The organism is Acinetobacter sp. NigerLNRRAM0016 (assembly GCF_054112845.1).
Genome location: NZ_JBSYVT010000025.1, coordinates 12,973 through 30,265, shown reverse-complemented (window position 1 = coordinate 30,265; position 17,293 = coordinate 12,973). Strand labels below are relative to the sequence as shown.

Sequence of the window (17,293 nt, the reverse complement as noted above, 5' to 3'; positions counted from 1 at the left end):
TAACAGTTTAAGGATAAAAACGTGTCAAATGCTTCAAAGTTCGGCAAAGTTGCCGTGTTGCTTGGTGGTAAATCAGCTGAGCGTGAGGTTTCTCTCGATAGTGGTCAGGCGGTACTTGAAGCATTGATTCGTTCTGGGGTAAATGCCGAGGCATTTGATCCTCAAAATCGTAGTGTGACTGAATTGGTGGGCTATGATCGTGCCTTTATTGTGTTGCATGGTCGTGGCGGGGAAGATGGTCAGATTCAAGGTGTCTTGGAGTGGTTAAACATTCCGTACACAGGCACTGGCGTACAAGGCTCTGCCATTGGTATGGACAAGGTCAAAACCAAGCAAATCTGGCAGGGTTCAGACTTGCCAACCGCACCATATCGCATTGTGGATAAAGATACAGACTTGGCTGAAGTCGTGCAAAGCTTAGGCCTGCCGTTGATTATCAAACCAGTACATGAAGGTTCGAGCGTCGGCATGAGCAAGGTTGAAAAAGCAGAAGATTTATCGGCTGCAATTGCCAAAGCCACTCAGCATGATGCTGTGGTCATGGCGGAAAAATGGATTACAGGACGTGAATTCACGATTTCATTCTTGAATGGTCAACCGTTACCTGTGATTCGTTTACAACCCCCTGCGGATGTTGCGTTCTACGATTATGAAGCAAAATATCAGCGTAACGATGTGCAATATGGCATTCCATGTGGCTTGACTGAGGCTGAAGAGCAACGTTTACAAGCCTTATGCTTGCGTGCATTCCAAGCGGTGGGTGCAAGTGGCTGGGGACGTATTGATGCCATGCAAGATGAGCAGGGCAATTTCTGGTTGCTTGAAGTGAATACAGTTCCAGGTATGACCAGTCACTCGTTGGTGCCTAAAGCAGCCAATGCAGTGGGTTATAGTTTTGATGCATTATGTGTCGCAATTTTAGAACAAACACTTACAGGTGCAGCACACTAAGTTATGGCTCAACTTCCAGCATCGATGCGCCGCAAACGCGCCGCAATTACCTCGATACATGACAAACCACCCACGCGTCAGGAACAACTGACCAACGTAGGCGGCTGGTTGCTTTTGGTCATTGCCTTTGTGGTGCTGGCTGCTGGAGTGTTTGGCTTATATAAAGTAATGACGGATGCCCGAGTGGCAGATCTGGACGTGGTGGGCACCCGTTCCGATGCAGAGCAGCGCCAAGTAATGTTGCATGTGGCACCGACGGTACAAAATAATTACTTTACCTCTGATTTAGAGCAAATTCGGGATCGCGCATTAGAGTTGTCGTGGGTGGATCGTGTGGTGGTTTCTCGCGCTTGGCCAAATGCCATTCGTGTTCGCGTGATGCCACGTCATGCAATCGCCCGTTGGGGAACAGGACGCCTACTCAGTGACAGCGGTGATGTTTTTGCTGAAGTGACCCCGCGAAATTATCAACAATTGCCACTGCTTCATGGGCCGATGAGCCAATCTAAAACCATGATGCGTCGCTATAATGAAATTAATCAGTTATTCCTTCCAGTCAACCTTCGGCTAAAAGAATTATATTTAACGGAGCGTATGACTTGGTTTATGCAGTTTGATTCTGGATTACGTGTTATTGTTGATCAAGATCAGACCATGAGTAAGCTACAACGCTTGAGTCATCTTGCGCAAAGTGATTTGAAACCCGTGTGGTCACAAATTTCGTCAATCGATTTACGGTATAGGAACGGCTTGGCCATCCAATGGAAAAGTGCAGCTCCACCGAAAATTGCAAATGGTCACTTTGTTGTAACGATTAATGACACAAGCATTGCGGATGGGATAAATGCAAAGCCATAATGACTGGCTTTATAAATAGAGGCGTAAAGCCATAAATTAAACAAACATGTAATGGTAGTAAATAATGAGTGAAGCTGTTCCCTCAGTTGTTGCGATTGACATTGGGACACATAAAGTTTCAGTTTTGATTGGTAAGGTGCACGCCCCAGACAAGATTCAGGTCATTGGGATGGCGACGGCACGTAACCGCGGTATGAACAAAGGCAAAATCGTGAGCTTGGATAAAGTCATCACGGCGATAAAAAATGCCGTTCAGGAAGCGGAAGATATGGCTGAGTGCCGTGTGCACTCGGCTTGGGTTTCAATTCCAAGTGCAGAATTAAAAAGTTTTTACGCTTCGGGTCGTACCCCAATTGAAAATGCCGAACATAGTATTACCACCAATGAAGTGGTTAGAGCATTAGAATTGGCAAAAGCCAGTCATATTACTTCAGACCACTATTTAGTGAGTGCGGTGCCTTTAGGCTTTGAACTGGATGATTCTCCAGAATGGGTGCAAAACCCGATTCGAATGTCTGCGCACAGCATGAAAGGGCATTATCAGTTGATGATGTTGCCGATCAGCACCATGCAGAATCTGGATCGAGCCATGAAAGGAGCGAACATCACCGTTGAAAAAATGGTGGTGTCGTGCTTAGCGACGGCTGAAGCCAGCTTGCTCAAAGATGAAAAAGAATATGGAGTCTGCTTGCTCGACATGGGCGCTGGCACCACCAATCTTGCGGTCTATTTAGACGGTCGTCTTGCCATGGCTGAAACATTGCAGCGTGGCGGTGAACATGTAACGCGTGATATTGCTGCAGTTTTACAGACCACCACAGAAGAAGCAGAAAGAATTAAGCTGCTCTATGGTTGCGTCGACTTAAAAGTGGTAAAACCAGATCATATGATTCAAATTCAAGGCATTGATGGTCCGCAAACCATTAGTCGGATTGAGTTATCTGAAATTATGATTGCCCGTTACGAAGAAATTCTGACCCAAGTTCGCGAAGTGTTGGAACGCAGTGGCGCGATTCATGGTTTGTATCATGGTGTGGTTTTAACTGGAGATGCCTGTCAGATTGAAGGTATGGTCAGTTTGGTACGCCGTATGCTTGGTATTTCTGCACATTTGGGGAATCCGCCTGTGCAGGTTTATGCCGATGAACCGTATTTGGCATCGTTGCGTCGTTCGCAATATGCGACTGCAGCAGGCTTGTTGATGTTTAGTCAGGGTGATCCACAAGAAACATTGGTCGAAACAGTTGACCCTGAAACGCTGTCGTTTTGGAAACGTGCAGGACGGGCTTGGTCAGGGTTAAATGATAAGTTGAAGTCTATTTTTTAGTTGTATTTTTTGGGAATATTGTTTGGAAGTTGTACGTTAAGCAGTCGAGACTTGACAAGCTAGACATAGCGCAGCATCCTAAAACCAATTTTTATTTATGCAGATCAAGGCAGTATACGGGCTTAAGTGACTGCCAATTACGAATTAGGAAATTTAAAGGTCATGGCCTCATTTGAATTTTTAGAAGATGATCAAAACGATAGCAACGGTCAAGCCCGTTTCACTGTATTTGGTGTAGGTGGTGCAGGCGGTAATGCTGTTCAACACATGTTGGAATCTGACATTCAAGGCGTAAAATTTGTTTGTGCCAATACGGACAAACAAGCATTAGACCGTATGAATGCACAATTCAAAATTCAGTTGGGTGAGCAAAGCACGCGTGGTCTGGGTGCAGGTGCCAATCCGCAAGTGGGACAAACCGCTGCTGAAGAAAGTCGCGAGTTAATTCGTCAGCATCTTGAAGGCACCGATATGGTGTTCGTGACTGCAGGTATGGGTGGTGGTACAGGTACAGGTGCTGCACCCGTGGTTGCCGAAATTGCCAAAGAAATGGGGATTTTGACCGTAGGTGTGGTCACTACACCATTCAACTTTGAAGGTAAGCGTCGTCAACAATCTGCGGAAAAAGGCATTGAGGCTTTAGAGGCACATGTCGACTCGTTAATCATCATTCCGAACCAACGCTTATTAAAAGTGTTCCGCGACATCTCAATGAAAGATGCCTATAAGAAAGCGGACGATGTATTGCTGAATGCAGTCCGTAGTATCTTTGATTTGGTGGTTCGTCCTGGTCATATCAACCTTGACTTTGCTGACTTGAAAACTGCAATGAGTACTCGTGGTTATGCCATGATGGGTGCAGGTTCTGGTCGTGGTGAGCATCGTGCACGCCAAGCAGCAGAACAGGCGATTCGTAGTCCATTGTTAGATAACGTCACCATTATGAATGCCAAAGGCATTTTAATTAATGTGACGGGTGGTGATGATGTGACATTTGGTGAGATCGAAGAAATCACTGATGTTGTAAACCAAATCGTTGACTTGGATGAAGGTCAGGTATTCTACGGTACCGTATTTGATCCAGATGCGCGTGATGAAATTAGCGTCACTGTGATTGCAACAGGTTTAACCCGTAATTCGGCGGATGCCATTGAGCCAACCAAACGCCCAACCACGGCACAGGTGTCACGTTCTGCAACTACAGCACATGCTGCAGTTGAAGAAGATGATGTTCCTGCGATTCAACGTCAACAAACCGATTCACCTGCGATTAATGCAGCGTCATCGGCGGGTGCTTCACGTCCTACACCAATGAGCATTCAAGATTATTTGAAGAATCAGCAACGTAAGTAATTATTTAATAATATCTTTTTATCAAGATATGACAAAAAGGTAGCGCATTCGCTACCTTTTTGTTTTTTATCAATGGCTAAATATGCTAACGTATAGCGGTTTTATGGGCAGATGATAGAAAAAGCATGTTGAAACAGCGTACCCTGCAACGTGTCGTGAAAGCGAGCGGTATTGGTCTTCATAGTGGGCAAAAGGTATTAATGAACTTTGTGCCGCACCATGTGGATGGGGGCATTGTGTTTCGTCGTATTGATCTTGATCAGCCTGTCGACATTCCTGCCGATGCCATGCTGATTCAAGAAGCCTTTATGTGCTCCAATTTGGTTCAAGAAAATGCCAAAGTGGGCACCATTGAGCACGTGATGAGTGCAATCGCAGGTCTAGGCATTGATAATTTAATTATTGAAGTCTCTGCTTCTGAAGTCCCAATTATGGATGGCAGTGCAGGCCCGTTTATTTATCTATTAATGCAGGGCGGTTTGGTCGAGCAAAATGCACCAAAAAAATTCATCCGAATTTTAAAGCCTGTTGAAGCACTCATTGATGATAAGCGTGCCATCTTTACCCCGCACTCGGGTTTTCAACTCAATTTCACCATCGATTTTGACCATCCCGCATTTAAAAAAGAATATCAGTCTGCCACCATTGATTTCTCTACTGAAACTTTTGTCTACGAAGTGAGTGAGGCACGTACTTTCGGCTTTATGAAAGATCTCGATTACCTCAAAGCCAATAACTTGGCATTGGGTGCAAGCTTAGATAATGCGATTGGGGTCGATGATACAGGTGTGGTCAATGAAGAAGGACTACGCTTCTCTGACGAATTTGTTCGTCACAAAATATTAGATGCCGTGGGCGATTTATATTTATTGGGGCATCAAATTATTGCGAAATTTGATGGATATAAGTCAGGGCATGCTCTAAACAACCAATTGTTGCGCAATGTCCAAAGTGATCCAAGCAGCTACGAAATTGTAACATTTGATGACATCGATCAATGTCCAATCCCTTATGTAAGTGTGACATAAGTCATTGTCTTACATGGGTTACATTATAATATAATAAATAAGAGTGTGATAATTGTCACATTTAAGCATAGAAACATTTTCTAGTGACGCGTCTAGGTTACTTTTTATTGCTTGCCAAACGTAGCATCGCTTGGCTAAGCTTAGGGTCGCTCACAAAGTCAGCAGCCCCTTTTAATAAGTCTTGGGTTTCTGTGCTTAAAGACCGAGAAGATGGTTCAGTGGTCGGGTGTGTAGTTTTGGGGGAAACTCTCAAACGTACCTGAAGCTTTTGTAAATCTTTAAGTTCTTCGAGTCGAGCTAATTCAACAATATAGTGTTTTTGCAAATAACCCAGCTGACTCACCATCGCTTGATTTTCACCTGTTATGGTCAAAACACCATGTTGATAACAAGCAACCTGCCATTGCTCTGGTTGAGGCAATAGCGGTTGAATAAGTTTGCTAAGTTTCTGCCATGCAGCAACTTGGGTTGAGAGAAACGATAAGTTTCCTGTTTTTATGCGTTTTCTTGTTTGTTGAAAGAGATTCTCTGGTTCGGACATACATATTACCTTCATATTTGTGTCTTAATCTTATGCGCTCCTTTCAGTAGATATCAAGGAAGAGATCACGCAAGGAACTTTTGTAAGAACAGTTTAAAGAGGTTTTTATGCACACGAGACGTATTTTATTGGCGTTTTCTTTAGCAGCTTCGGCCGCATCGGTCGCTTTCGCTGATTTAGTTCAATTGAATTCAAATACCACTGTTTCACCAGATCGTATTGAGCAGCTTACTCAAACACTTGCCCAAGGTTCGTATGCTGAACCTGAAGATATTGATATCCCTGCAAGCACACAAGTATCCGTTAAGCTGCGTGAAAAAACAGTTGAACTCAACAACGAGTCGATTGCTAAAAAATATGGCACTAAAGCTACGTATTCAGCATCTTCAAATAATCCTTATTCATGGTTAGTGACGCATCCATTGCCAGACATGAAACGTGTGAGCTCAAACTATGGTGGTCGTACCATGGGCGGCCGCGCTGAACATCACTCTGGATTGGATTTGTCTGCGCCAAGTGGTACCCCGATTTATGCAACGGGTCCTGGTGTCGTAACCAAGTCGGGTTGGGGCTCAGGTTATGGTCAATACGTTGAAATCAATCACGGAAATGGCTATATCACGCGTTATGCACATGCTTCTCGTCTAGTGGCACGTGTGGGTGATCGCGTAGAAGCGGGTGAACACATTGCCAATGTTGGCTGTACCGGTCGCTGTACGGGTCCACACTTACATTATGAAGTTGTAAAAGATGGTCAGCGTAAAAATCCATCTACCTACTTAGCGATGTTGCCATAATCGTACCTCGAATTTATTCCATAAATTCCTTCAAAGGCAGTACATTGGGTCTAACCTCTTTCCAATGTGCTGCCTTTTTGTTTCTGTGAGTTTTGCACCAAAACAAGGATGTTTTCTTCACCTTTTTTCATACTATCAGGCAAAAGAATTTTGTTTGTATAAAAAATCTACATTATTGGCGATTTTTTGTTAATTTGAGTGTTAAATCGTCAGCAATTATTTATTTTATAAATAGTGGTGCATGTCCGTATTCAGCTGTAGCGATAACTTCTAATACCAAAGTATGGTACATATATAAAATAGATTAAGCTCAAGGAATAGGTGGATTATGGCGTTTTATGGCGATACTGATGCGCAAGAAACCCAAGAATGGCAAGATGCTTTTGATTCGGTTCTAAAACACATGGGAACAGAACGCGCTGCATTTTTATTAGAAAAATTATATCAACGTGCAATCGCGAAACATGTTCCTATTCAGCGCTTAAATACTCCTTATTTAAATACGGTTTCAGTTGACGAAACTCCTGCAATGCCAGGCGACCAGGATATGGAGCGTCGTATTCGTGCGCTGATCCGTTGGAACGCTTTGGCAATGGTTTTACGTGCCAACAAAACAGGTGATGACTTAGGTGGTCACTTGGCAAGCTTTGCATCTTCAGCAACTTTATACGATGTTGGTTTTAACCACTTCTTCCGCGCAAACAGTAATAACTTTGGCGGAGATATGATTTATTACCAAGGTCACTGTGCGCCTGGTATTTATGCACGTTCTTTCTTGGAAGGACGTTTAACTGAAGAACAGTTAAGCAATTTCCGTCGTGAAGTGGGCGGTAACGGTTTGCCAAGCTATCCACATCCATATTTAATGCCGGACTATTGGCAGTTCCCAACGGTATCGATGGGTCTGGGTCCAATCATGTCGATTTATCAAGCACACATTCAAAAGTACTTGATGAACCGTGGTTTGATCAAAGAAGAAGATCGTAAAGTCTGGGCTTATCTTGGCGATGGTGAGATGGATGAGCCAGAAAGTACGGGTGCAATCTCGCTTGCTGGTCGTGAGAAATTGGATAACCTGATCTGGGTGGTGAACTGTAACTTACAGCGTCTAGATGGTCCAGTACGTGGTAACGGTAAAATCATTCAAGAATTAGAATCGTTATTCCGTGGCGCGGGCTGGCGTGTCATTAAAGTAGTCTGGGGTCGTCATTGGGATCCATTATTGGCGAAAGACACCACAGGTGCTTTAAAAGCAGTGATGGAAGAAACAGTTGATGGTGAGTACCAACGCTATCAAGTGAAAGGCGGCGCATATATGCGTGAGAAATTCTTTGGCAAGTATCCAGAAGCTGCGGAATTGGTCAAAGATCTAAGTGATGAAGACATCGACAATCTTAACCGTGGTGGTCATGACCCGTACAAGGTGTTTGCAGCCTATGCGGAAGCAATGAAAGCCAAGGGGCAACCAACCGTTATTCTTGCGAAAACGGTTAAAGGTTACGGTTTGTCTGAAGAAATTGAAGCGGTGAACAAAACGCACCAAATCAAAAAAATGCAGATCGACTCTTTGAAATATGTGCGTGACCGTTTCAACCTTCCATTTACAGATGATAAGTTAGAAGAGCTTCCATTCTACCGTCCAAGTGAAAACTCGCCAGAAATGAAGTATATGAAGGCGCGTCGTGAAGCTTTAGGTGGCTATTTACCTGCACGTCGTAAAGAGAGTGAGCAATTAGCCATTCCTGAATTGTCGGTATTTGATGCGGTACTCAAAGGTTCTGCGGGCAAAGAACAATCCACCACCATGGTGATGGTGCGTTTAATCGCGTCTTTATTGAAAGAAAAAGCAATTAAAGACCGCGTAGTACCAATCGTTCCAGACGAAGCGCGTACTTTCGGTTTGGAAGGGATGTTCCGTCAGTTGGGTATTTATGCTGCGCATGGTCAGAAATATACCCCTGAAGACCAAGAACAGTTGATGCATTACCGTGAAGCCAAAGACGGTCACATGTTACAAGAAGGGATTAACGAAGCGGGTGCGATGAGTGCATGGGCAGCGTTGGCAACCAGTTATTCAACCAATAACTTGCCAATGATTCCAATGTACATGTACTACTCAATGTTTGGTTTCCAACGTATCGGTGATATTGCATGGGCGGCAGGTGATGCTCAAGCGCAAGGCTTCTTACTCGGTGCTACTGCAGGTCGTACCACACTGAACGGTGAAGGCTTACAACACCAAGACGGTCACTCACACATCCTTGCGAACACCATTCCAAACTGTGTCTCGTATGACCCATGTTTCGGTTATGAATTGGCGGTGATCGTGCATGATGGTTTACAACGTATGTATGTGAACCAAGAACGTGTGTTCTATTACCTCACTGTAATGAATGAAAACTATGAGCATCCTGAAATGCCAGCAGGTGCAGAGGAAGGCATTAAACGTGGTATGTACTTGTTCCAACAAGATGAAAAAGCCACTGTTCAATTGCTCGGTTCGGGTGTGATTCTGCGTGAAGTGATCAAAGCGGCGAAGATTTTACGTGATGAATACCAAATCCATTCAAATGTATGGAGTGTGACCAGCTTTAACGAGTTGGCGCGTGATGGTATGGCATGTGAAGAATACAACCGCCTACATCCTTTAGCTGAACAAACCAAAGAAGCGTGGGTATCTGAGTTGCTTCGTCCTACAGATGGTATCGTGGTGTCTGCAACGGATCATATGCGTGCTTATAGCGAACAAATCCGTGCTTATTTACCAGACAACCGTCCATTCGTGGCTTTAGGTACTGATGGTTATGGTCGTTCAGATACACGTGCCAACCTACGTAGCTACTTCGGTGTCGATGCAGCGCATATTGTGGTTGCAACCTTGAAAAAGTTAGCGGACGAAGGTGAAGTAGATGCACGCTTAGTCAAAGATGCGATTTCTTCATTTGAACTTGATACAGACCGTCCAGTGGCATGGGCACCTCAGGCGCACCCTGAAGTTCATGCAGTTGCGGACTACAAAGAACAATCAGGTGAGGAGAACTAAGTATGCAAATTACAACACCTGATATTGGCGTAGATAAAGCTACGGTTGCCGAAATTTTAGTGAAAGTGGGCGATCAGATTGCGGTGGATGACAGTCTGGTTTTGCTTGAGTCTGATAAAGCCTCTGTTGAAGTGCCAAGCACTTCAGCAGGCGTGGTGAAAAGCATTAAAGTTACAGTGGGTGATGAAGTTTCTGAAGGCGCTGTCCTGATTGAGCTTGAATCAGAAGCTGCTGCGACTCCTGCTGCTGCAAAAGTTGAAGAAAAAGCGGCTGAACCTGCTGCAGTGGTTGCAACACCAGAAGTGGCTGCCCCTGTTGCAGCGAGCCAAGCAGCGACAAGTGCTGTGGTTGATGTACAAGTACCAGACATTGGCGTTGAAAAAGCAGTTGTGGGTGAAATTCTGGTTCAAGTTGGCGATACGATTGAGATCGATCAAAGTATCGTGGTGGTTGAATCGGACAAAGCGACGGTTGAAGTGCCGAGTACAGTTGCGGGCACAGTGAAAAGCATTGAAATTCAAGCTGGCGACACCGTGAAAGAAGGTGTGGTGTTGTTAAAGGTGAAAGTGGCAGGTGCTGTAGCTCCAGCAACGACTACGCCAGCAGCTGTCAGCACGCCTGCTCCAGTTGCTGAGCCTGTACAAGCAGCGGTTGCTCCTGCAGCACCAGTGGCAGCAGGACCAGTTGAAATTACTGTACCTGACTTGGGTGTCGACAAAGCTGCAGTCGCTGAAATTTTGGTGAATGTGGGTGATCGTGTTGAGAATGATCAAAGCATTATTGTGGTTGAATCGGATAAAGCGACCGTTGAAGTGCCAAGCACGACTGCGGGTGTGATTAAAGCCATTCATGTTGCTGCTGGACAAAGTGTTGCACAGGGCATGCCTTTGGTGACGATTGAAGCTGAATCGGCAGCGCCTGCGGCGCAAGTGGCCGCAGCACCAGCCAAAGCACAAACCCAAGCCGCTACTGCACCAGCACCGCAAGCCGCGAAAGTTGAATCTGCACCTGTAGCGACAACTGGGGCAGACAAACTGACCAAAGAACAAAGTGCAGAAAATGCAAAAGTGTATGCAGGTCCTGCAGTGCGTAAATTGGCACGTGAGTTGGGCGTTGTACTGGCTCAAGTACAAAACTCAGGTCCACATGGTCGCTTGATGAAAGAAGACGTGTTTGCCTATGTAAAAGCACGCTTAACTGCACCACAAGCAGCACCAGTGGCTGCGGCAGCACCAGCAGTTTCAGGCTTGCCGAAATTGCCAGACTTCACGGCTTTCGGTGGTGTGGAAGAAAAAGTGCTGACGCGTTTACAGCAAGTTTCGATTCCGCAATTGTCATTGAACAACTTCATTCCACAAGTGACGCAGTTCGATTTGGCTGATATTACTGCGTTAGAAGATTGGCGTAATGAGCTAAAAGGCAACTTCAAGAAAGAAGGTATCAGCCTGACCATCATGGCGTTCATCATCAAAGCGGTTGCGCATTTGTTGAAAGAAGAGCGTGAGTTTGCTGGTCACTTGTCGGATGACGGCAAGTCAGTGCTGTTACGTAACGAGATTCATATGGGTATTGCAGTGGCAACCCCAGATGGCTTAACTGTTCCAGTGTTACGTAACCCAGACCAGAAAACCATTAAGCAAATTGCAGTGGAATTGGGTGTGATGGGTCAAAAAGCCCGTGACAAGAAACTTTCTCCGAAAGACTTGCAAGGTGCTAACTTCACCATTTCCAGTTTAGGTGCAATAGGTGGTACTGCATTTACCCCATTGGTGAACTGGCCACAAGTGGCTATTTTAGGGATCTCACCAGCGACCATGCAGCCTGTATGGAATGGTCAAGGTTTTGATCCACGCCTGATGTTGCCGTTGTCTTTGTCTTATGATCACCGTGTGATTAATGGTGCAGATGCGGCACGCTTTACCAATAAGCTCACTAAGTTATTGGGCGATATTCGCAGTTTACTGCTCTAATTTATTTTTAAATCAGCGCATAAAACCTCGCATCGGCGGGGTTTTTTTATGCTGATGGATTTGGATAAATCGTAAAAATCTGTTGTGAAGTCTCGTGCATTTGAATGATTTGGTTAAAATGCATAAAGATGTCAAAGATAAATAGAATGCAGGGAGTTGCATGCAGATGTTTGCCTTTTTTAAATTTATGCTGCCAGTCCTATTGTTGGTTTTGGTGTTGATGGGGCTTTGGCTCAGTGTGCTGCATTTCCCATGGCATTGGGTCACCTATCTGGTGATGGGACTGGAAATTTTCACCGCCACGATTGTCTTTTCAATGGAATATCAGGCACAGCATATTGGGGGTGCCAGTGGTTGGGGCTGCTTTGGCTGGTTGGGGTTTAATGTTGGCTTGGCGATGTTACTGGGATTGTGCCGTGGTGCACTGTGGTTATATCAGCGTTTCGGTTTTTCAGTTTAAAAAGCCAAGCATGGTAGTAGAAAAGGAAAAACTACAATCAAAGATTTGAAAAATTAGTGGAATTTTATATAATACTGATGATTCATTGGGGAGTAGCCGCTTTTTACGCTCCGTAAAAAGGTGATGATCAACATAATTGTTCCACAGAACATGGTCATCATAGCAAAGAACCAAATAAGCTCATTAAACAGCTTTTTTTGTTGGCAAGACCTTTGATTTACCACTCTGCATCAATCTATTTGATTTTGGCTAGCAGGAGGGGTAAGTCATAGGCAAATTTTGCTAGCCAGAGAAAAGATGTTATGCATGAGTTCCTAATTTCGACAGCAATTGTCGCTCTCGCTGAAATGGGTGATAAAACCCAACTTCTTGCCTTATTACTGGCTGCACGTTTCCGTAAACCTGTTCCTATTCTGATTGCCATTTTAGCTGCAACGCTGATTAACCACGGCTTATCTGCGGTATTGGGTCAGTGGATTACGACTGTTTTGAGCCCTGAAGTCTTGATCTGGGTATTGTCACTTGGCTTTATTGGTATGGCCGCGTGGATGCTCATTCCAGATGAACTGGATGATGAAACCGCGAGCATCAATAAATGGCAGAAATTTGGGGTCTTGGGCGCGACCTTCATCCTGTTCTTCTTGGCTGAAATTGGCGACAAAACCCAAATTGCAACAGTAGCTTTAGCGGCACGTTATGACAGTATTTTCTGGGTTATGGCGGGAACAACCGTGGGGATGATGCTGGCCAATGCACCTGCGGTGTTTGTTGGCAATAAACTGGCTGACAAATTGCCAATTGCATTAATTCATAAAATTGGCGCAGCCATCTTCTTGGTGATTGGTGTCTCAACACTGGTACAGCACTACTTCTTCTAAGCAGCCTATGATTTTAAAAAACCCAGCAAAATAGTTGGGTTTTTTATTATGTAAATCAGATAAATAACTTCATAAAACTGCAAACTTGCTCTGTATATTTATTGTAAGTTGGACTGATTCCCTTTATGTTATAGGGAATTAAAAATTGAACTTTTAGAATATAAATATTGGGGTTTTGCTATGGCTTTCGATCGCACCACATCGCAAGTGTTATTTGATAATGGTACGCATAAGTGCATCAGTTTTACCAGTCTAGTCAAAGGGGAAGGCGTTCAGGCAAACCAGTTTCTGATTTTGGATCATGAGCGTGCTGCGGTATTGGACCCAGGCGGTGATTTAACTTATGTTCCGTTAACCATGGAACTGAATAAATATACACGCCTGACCAACCTCGACTATGTGATGGCATCGCATCAAGACCCAGACATTATTACTTCTATGCCCCGCTGGTTGGTGTATACCGATGCCAAAGTGGTGGCTTCAAAGCTGTGGGCACGCTTTTTACCACATTTGAACTCCGCGTTTATGAGCGATCGTATGAAAGGCAATTGGTTGGATCGTCTGATTGAACTGCCTGATCATGGTCAGGTGATTCCTTTGGGGCAGTCTTCGATTGTGGCGATTCCAGCACACTTTTTGCATTCTGTGGGGAATTTCCAGTTTTATGATCCAATTGCGAAAATTCTATTTTCGGGCGACATGGGCGCATCCATGGTCGATGATGCCAATAAACCATTAGAAAATTTTGCTTCACATATTCCGAAGATGAAAGGCTTCCATCAGCGCTATATGTGTTCCAATAAAGTGATTCGTCTTTGGGTCAACATGGTACGCAGCATGGATGTCGAGATGATTGTGCCGCAGCATGGTACGCCATTTATTGGTAAGGACATGATTAACCAATTCCTCGACTGGATTGAAACGCTGGAATGTGGTGTTGATTTGATGGACGAAAGCGTTTTCACCTGTCCAACTTAAATCTTAATCGAATGTAAAAGGAAATTAGTGGATGGATTGACGCTAATTTCCTGAGTTAAAACTGGGTCTGCAAAATGATTTCCAGCGCGCTTGCATTTTTAAATGATATTTTTTTAATAAAAAATGAAATTTAAAGCTAAATTTGTTTATAATAGCGCACGGAAATTACCAGTGAGACTGTTATGTTGACCATCGTTCAAGAAGCGTTAACCTTCGATGATGTCTTATTACTCCCTGCCTATTCTACTGTCCTCCCAAAAGATGTCTCTCTAAAGACACGCCTGACTCGCGGCATTAACTTAAATATCCCTCTCGTTTCAGCAGCAATGGATACCGTGACTGAATCACGTATGGCAATTGCGATGTCACAAAACGGTGGTATTGGTATTTTGCACAAAAACATGGATATTGCTGCACAAGCTGCAGAAGTACGCCGTGTGAAAAAATTTGAAGCAGGTATGGTCAAAGACCCAATTACAGTGACACCAGAAACCACAGTACGTGAGTTGATTGCGATTACGCAAGCCAACAACATCAGTGGCGTGCCTGTAGTAAAAGATGGGAAAGTGGTTGGTATTGTGACAGGACGTGATACACGTTTTGAAACCAACCTTGAGCAGCCTGTAAGCAGCATTATGACGGGTCAAGACCGTTTAGTGACTGTGCGCGAAGGTGAATCGAAAGAACAGATTCAGGCATTATTGCAGAAACACCGTATTGAAAAAGTATTGGTGGTTGGCGAAAACAACGAACTGAAAGGTTTAATTACGGTCACTGACTTCCGTAAAGCTGAACTTTATCCAAACAGTTGTAAAGATGACCTCGGTCGTTTACGTGTGGGTGCTGCAGTCGGTACGGGTGTAGAAACACCAAGCCGCGTAGAAGCTTTAGTGGAAGCGGGTGTTGACGTGATTGTGGTGGATACTGCACATGGTCACTCTGCAGGCGTGATTGAGCGTGTACGCTGGGTGAAACAGAACTACCCTCAAGTTCAAGTGATTGGTGGCAACATTGCAACAGGTGATGCTGCATTAGCGCTTCTGGATGCGGGTGCAGATGCTGTGAAAGTGGGTATCGGTCCTGGTTCAATCTGTACGACTCGTATTGTTGCGGGTATTGGTATGCCACAAATCTCTGCGATTGATAGCGTTGCCAATGCACTGAAAGAACAGATTCCTTTAATTGCCGACGGTGGTATTCGCTTCTCTGGCGATATGGCGAAAGCAATTGGTGCAGGTGCAAGCACGATTATGGTCGGTTCATTGCTTGCAGGTACTGAAGAAGCACCTGGTGAAGTAGAATTCTTCCAAGGCCGTTACTACAAAGCATACCGTGGTATGGGTTCATTGGGTGCAATGGCGGGTGCGACAGGTTCTGCGGACCGTTACTTCCAAGACTCTAAAGCTGGTGCTGAGAAGTTGGTTCCAGAAGGGATTGAAGGTCGTGTACCGTATAAAGGACCTATGGGCAACATCGTGCATCAAATGATGGGTGGCTTACGTTCTTCTATGGGCTATACGGGTTCTTCAACCATTGAAGATCTACGTCAAAATGCAAAATTTGTGAAGATTACGGCAGCAGGTATGTCCGAGTCTCACGTGCATGATGTGACCATTACCAAAGAAGCGCCAAACTACCGCGTTGGTTGATTTTTAGTAAATTAGATTCAAAGAGACCGTCAACACTATGACGGTCTTTTTTGTTTTGGTGTAAAGTATTTCACTATGACAAAAGGTGGATCACAACACCTAGATATAAGAAGTGAGTAAAACATGAGTTATTTTGGCACAGATGGTATTCGAGGGAAATTTGGAGAATTACCAATTACGCCTGAATTTGCACTAAAGCTAGGATTTGCTGCAGGTAAAGTTCTAAAGAAAAATTCGCAAAAAAATAAACCGATTGTGGTCTTGGGTAAAGATACTCGTCTCTCGGGTTATATTTTAGAAGCGGCTTTACAGGCTGGACTGAATGCGGCTGGCGTGTATGTGCATTTATTGGGTCCATTGCCAACACCAGCGATTGCGCATTTAACGCGTGCTTTACATGCCAGCTTAGGTATTGTGATTTCCGCTTCACATAATCCTTATTTTGATAACGGGATTAAATTCTTTTCGGGTGAAGGGAAAAAACTGCCAGATGCTCTACAAGAAGCGATTAATCAAGAATTAGAAAATGAGTTGTTGATTGAAGACACCGCTAACTTGGGTAAAAGTGTGCGGGTCAAAGATGCCAATGGGCGTTATATCGAATTCTGTAAATCGACATTCCCTTACCATTTTGATTTGTCCAATTTAAAAATTGTGGTGGACTGTGCCAATGGTGCTGCGTATAACGTTGGTCCAGCCGTATTTAAAGAGCTCGGGGCATCGGTTATTGCACTTTATAACAGACCCGATGGCTTAAATATTAATGAGCACTGTGGTTCCACTCATCCAGAAAGCTTACAAAAAGCAGTGGTTGAGCATGCTGCGGATGTGGGGATTGCCTTTGATGGTGATGCCGACCGTGTGATTATGGTCGATCGCAATGGTGAGCAAATCACAGGTGACCATATTCTGTATATTTTGGCGACCCAAGCCAGTAAAAAACCAGAGGGCATTGTCGGGACAGTCATGAGCAACATGGCACTGGAACTGGCGCTCAAGCAGGCAGACGTGCCATTTGTGCGTGCCAAAGTGGGTGACCGTTATGTATTGCAAGCCCTTGAAGAAAACCAGTGGATCACAGGCGGTGAGCCTTCAGGTCATATTCTGACTTTGGACAAGAGCACGACAGGCGATGCCATCATTGCGGCATTACAAGTCCTTACCGTGATGGTCGAGCAGAAAAAGGCACTGCATGAGTTGGTTGAGGATTTTAAATTGTTCCCGCAAGTGCTGGTGAATGTGCGTTTAGAACAGATGATCGACCCCTATGCCAACCCTGCGATGGTGGCTGAATTTGAAAAAGCTGAAGCTCAGCTGGCAGGTCGTGGCCGACTGTTGATTCGTAAGTCAGGCACTGAGCCTGTGATTCGGGTCATGGTTGAAGGTGATCAACTCGAAGAAGTGACTGCATTGGCGAATCATCTCGCAGATGTGGTTCGTACCCAAGCTGCTTAAGGAAG

Annotated in this window: 14 protein-coding genes and 1 riboswitch; of the genes, 13 read left to right on the top strand and 1 reads right to left on the bottom strand. The window is 44.6% G+C overall.

Annotated elements, in window-relative coordinates; translation table 11 throughout:
* The first annotated feature begins 21 nt into the window (after positions 1-21).
* The 5 genes from ACWQ4X_RS14290 to lpxC all read left to right on the top strand — a co-directional run bounded on the left by ACWQ4X_RS14290 (position 22) and on the right by lpxC (position 5,517).
* Positions 22-951, top strand: coding sequence for a D-alanine--D-alanine ligase (locus ACWQ4X_RS14290; protein WP_161932874.1), 930 nt, complete (start codon positions 22-24; stop codon positions 949-951).
* A gap of 3 nt (positions 952-954) precedes the next feature.
* Positions 955-1,809: a cell division protein FtsQ/DivIB gene (locus tag ACWQ4X_RS14285; protein WP_100241174.1), complete on the top strand. Its 855-nt coding sequence runs from the start codon at positions 955-957 to the stop codon at positions 1,807-1,809.
* Between the two features lie 64 nt (positions 1,810-1,873).
* The gene (ftsA, locus tag ACWQ4X_RS14280; RefSeq protein WP_142769957.1) at positions 1,874-3,136 is read left to right on the top strand and encodes a cell division protein FtsA; all 1,263 of its coding nucleotides are present in this window, start codon (positions 1,874-1,876) and stop codon (positions 3,134-3,136) included.
* 162 nt (positions 3,137-3,298) lie between these two features.
* Positions 3,299-4,489: a cell division protein FtsZ gene (gene ftsZ, locus ACWQ4X_RS14275; protein ID WP_100241176.1), complete on the top strand. Its 1,191-nt coding sequence runs from the start codon at positions 3,299-3,301 to the stop codon at positions 4,487-4,489.
* Between the two features lie 125 nt (positions 4,490-4,614).
* Positions 4,615-5,517 (top strand): UDP-3-O-acyl-N-acetylglucosamine deacetylase, encoded by a 903-nt coding sequence (lpxC, locus tag ACWQ4X_RS14270; RefSeq protein ID WP_457904094.1) that lies wholly within the window; start codon positions 4,615-4,617, stop codon positions 5,515-5,517.
* Between the two features lie 97 nt (positions 5,518-5,614).
* Here lpxC and ACWQ4X_RS14265 read toward each other — a convergent pair whose 3' ends face one another.
* On the bottom strand, positions 5,615-6,058 hold the full coding sequence (locus ACWQ4X_RS14265; protein ID WP_100241178.1) for a DUF721 domain-containing protein: 444 nt from the start codon (positions 6,056-6,058) through the stop codon (positions 5,615-5,617).
* Between the two features lie 107 nt (positions 6,059-6,165).
* Between ACWQ4X_RS14265 and ACWQ4X_RS14260 the strand changes: the two genes are divergently transcribed.
* The 8 genes from ACWQ4X_RS14260 to glmM all read left to right on the top strand — a co-directional run bounded on the left by ACWQ4X_RS14260 (position 6,166) and on the right by glmM (position 17,288).
* A complete protein-coding gene (locus tag ACWQ4X_RS14260) occupies positions 6,166-6,855 on the top strand; it encodes a M23 family metallopeptidase (protein WP_457904093.1) in 690 nt (229 codons plus the stop codon).
* Positions 6,856-7,183: 328 nt separating this feature from the next.
* Positions 7,184-9,898 (top strand): pyruvate dehydrogenase (acetyl-transferring), homodimeric type, encoded by a 2,715-nt coding sequence (gene aceE, locus ACWQ4X_RS14255; protein ID WP_457904092.1) that lies wholly within the window; start codon positions 7,184-7,186, stop codon positions 9,896-9,898.
* A gap of 2 nt (positions 9,899-9,900) precedes the next feature.
* Complete coding sequence (locus tag ACWQ4X_RS14250; RefSeq protein WP_457904091.1) at positions 9,901-11,868, top strand: 2-oxo acid dehydrogenase subunit E2; 1,968 nt, start codon at positions 9,901-9,903, stop codon at positions 11,866-11,868.
* A 166-nt stretch (positions 11,869-12,034) separates the two neighbouring features.
* On the top strand, positions 12,035-12,328 hold the full coding sequence (locus ACWQ4X_RS14245; RefSeq protein ID WP_457904090.1) for a hypothetical protein: 294 nt from the start codon (positions 12,035-12,037) through the stop codon (positions 12,326-12,328).
* Positions 12,329-12,401: 73 nt separating this feature from the next.
* Positions 12,402-12,546: riboswitch (yybP-ykoY riboswitch) on the top strand.
* Positions 12,547-12,630: 84 nt separating this feature from the next.
* Entirely contained in the window at positions 12,631-13,206 is a 576-nt protein-coding gene (locus ACWQ4X_RS14240; protein WP_142769960.1) for a TMEM165/GDT1 family protein, read from the top strand.
* Positions 13,207-13,386: 180 nt separating this feature from the next.
* Entirely contained in the window at positions 13,387-14,184 is a 798-nt protein-coding gene (locus ACWQ4X_RS14235; RefSeq protein WP_142769961.1) for an oxygen-binding di-iron domain-containing protein, read from the top strand.
* Positions 14,185-14,366: 182 nt separating this feature from the next.
* Complete coding sequence (guaB, locus tag ACWQ4X_RS14230; RefSeq protein ID WP_100241184.1) at positions 14,367-15,833, top strand: IMP dehydrogenase; 1,467 nt, start codon at positions 14,367-14,369, stop codon at positions 15,831-15,833.
* Between the two features lie 123 nt (positions 15,834-15,956).
* Positions 15,957-17,288 carry a phosphoglucosamine mutase gene (glmM, locus tag ACWQ4X_RS14225; protein WP_457904089.1) on the top strand — a complete coding sequence of 444 codons (1,332 nt, stop codon included), beginning with the start codon at positions 15,957-15,959 and terminating at the stop codon, positions 17,286-17,288.
* Positions 17,289-17,293: the final 5 nt, after the last annotated feature.